Genomic DNA, 2,390 nt, shown 5'->3' with positions numbered 1-2,390 from the left:
CCCTACTTCGATCGATTATTAATTATTCAACCTATCCAGTAAATAGCTCACAGGCAATATATATAGAAGTTAACTGTACCGATTCAAACAACTTCGCCCAACCCCAATCATCGATCTGTTCGACGCAATCTCGACAGGCTTCTGTATCGGTAGCAATCAACGCTGTCAACATCTCGATCGCCACTTGGCTCAAGATCTCCGCGATCGCATTTGCACTGACCAAATCGCCATTTTTGACCAATCGATTCTTCTTGGCTACAACCTGACAAGCCTCCCGAATTGCCTGAGCTGCGGCTTGCTTTTTTTCGATCTCGTTACTGGCTAATTGCGGAAAATACCGCTCGATCGAGTCCCATTCTGGGCGGAGATTACGAATTAATAGTTCGACAGTGTGTAAATAGATTCCCAAGTCAATAATTAAATCCGTAGCTTTGGCTTGTCTGGCTAAAAACATCCCGCCAGCTAAGACCAATTGCGGACAAGTATAGTTAAACGCATCGCCAACCTTACCCCACTTTTGATATAAATCTGCGATCGTTAATTGCTGGTAATTGGGATTGACTTGTAATGATAAGCTGACCGGAAAATAACTAGCAATCAGATCGACATCTAATTGCTCTGTCAGAAATTGGGTACGGGTATAGACTGCTTGCGCGGCGATTTTTTGACGTTGAGTTGTCAATCGATCGAGAATTTTTTCACCATAAGTATCAGCTTCGATCGCGATGCTTAAATCGCTTAATGGTCGATCGACATTAATCTCGCCATCGGGTGCGGGCATCGCGATCCGGCGATACAATTCCCCAAAGCGATCGCCGCCTTGAGTGAGCGCAATAAAGGGAATCGAATAGTTGTGTTTATCATCGTCAGGCAGCGGAAATTCATCGCCCCACATCGTGAATAATAGCGGCGGACTCCAGTATTCGTTTTGCAGTTCTCTAGCGATCGATTTAATCGCTGTCGGACACCAGGCACTTTCGCCCAAATGAGTGCTGACGGCTGACAGTTCGACATCCCAACAATATGCTAATAGCTCGTCAGCCACGCCAAATGGGTACGGCAAGCCTGCCATTTGACCGATTTGAGTATTGACATCGATATATAAATCCCGCTTGGGTAGAGCCTTTTTTAGCTCGCGATCGCGATCGGCAATCCGATCGAGTAATTCTTTGCGCTCTTGGGATTTAAAAAACCACAGCGGATATAATGAGCCGATTGCAGTTGTGACAATTTGGATATAGCGATCGTTATCGAGATAGATAACCCGCTGAATCAATGACTCTCGATCTGCACCCGTCATCCCCATGCGCGGTGGCTCGATGCCCACCCACAAATCCTGAATCTCTGCCAAACTTGCCTTATTGCTAAATTCCTCCCAACCACCATTGAGGGCGACTAATTGCAGCGCGTAATCGCCCCATTGTTCGAGATACCGATCGTATTTACTATCTTTTTTCCCGCGTCTGGCTTCGGGTTCGAGGGTTTTGTGCCGATCGATCGCCAGATCCAAGAGTTTATTCAATCTTTGTAACAAGTTATTCGGCGCATCCAAACCATAGAAACTCCGACACTGATAGATCGAATTGAGCGGACTTTCGCCTTTCTCTACTGACTTCCCACAAAACCAGATTTCCCACGCTTTTTTACTCAAGCCGACAACTGGTTCGCGATCTATTTCACCAGTCGGTTTGGCAAATAAACCTCCCAATTGCAAATCGGCTACCAACTGTTTGACAGTGTAGCGATGCTCCTTGCCGCCGACTTCGCGCAATTGTGCCAGTACTACCATCCACCGCAGATGATCTGCCAGCAATTTGGGGACTTGCATTGACTGGCTTTTTTTGCTAATTGTCATATTTACAGGAACGAAATGAGCGGTTAGAGGGTTAGTTGCTTAAGGATGGAATATGTCAGCGTCTTTGTCTACGGTACGCTCAAACCTGGTGGGGCTAATTTCGACCGCTATTGCGGTACTGAAGTCGCAAACATTTACCGTGCTTATATCTATGGCGAACTGTACGATCTGCCATCATTGGGCTATCCAGGTGCGATTCACGGCACTAGCAAAGTAGAAGGGTTTGTACTCCAGTTTGCCAACCCTCAAATTTTAATTGGATTGGATGTCCTGGAAGACTACGAGCCACACCGCAATCCTGCCGCAAATGATTATAACCGCCAAGCGATCGCGGCATACACATCCGATCGAGTTGTCAATCCTGCTGTGTGGGCTTATTTTATGAATCCAGAGCTAGTCCGTCGCAACAGCGGCATTCGGATTGCCGATGGTTGGTGGCATGGCTAATTAAGGGATAATTAACCGATCCAAAGGGTTAGAATACGATCTTTCATTCCCCGCTCCCCGCAAAACAGCCTCCCCATGCCGAAAACGA

General features: G+C 46.8%; 2 protein-coding genes. One reads left to right on the top strand and one right to left on the bottom strand.

The window, feature by feature from the left end; genetic code table 11:
* Positions 1-31 precede the first annotated feature (31 nt).
* The gene (locus RMO84_RS20280) at positions 32-1,855 is read right to left on the bottom strand and encodes a hypothetical protein (protein ID WP_310490246.1); all 1,824 of its coding nucleotides are present in this window, start codon (positions 1,853-1,855) and stop codon (positions 32-34) included.
* A 45-nt stretch (positions 1,856-1,900) separates the two neighbouring features.
* On the opposite strand from RMO84_RS20280, the gene RMO84_RS20275 reads away from it, so the two are divergent.
* On the top strand, positions 1,901-2,302 hold the full coding sequence (locus RMO84_RS20275) for a gamma-glutamylcyclotransferase family protein (RefSeq protein ID WP_310490245.1): 402 nt from the start codon (positions 1,901-1,903) through the stop codon (positions 2,300-2,302).
* Positions 2,303-2,390 lie beyond the last annotated feature (88 nt).

Origin of the sequence: Chamaesiphon sp. VAR_69_metabat_338, from assembly GCF_031423935.1 — a bacterium.
Classification (GTDB): domain Bacteria; phylum Cyanobacteriota; class Cyanobacteriia; order Cyanobacteriales; family Chamaesiphonaceae; genus Chamaesiphon.
The sequence above is the reverse complement of the archived record's forward strand: the minus strand, read 5'-3'. Positions and strand labels throughout refer to the sequence as shown.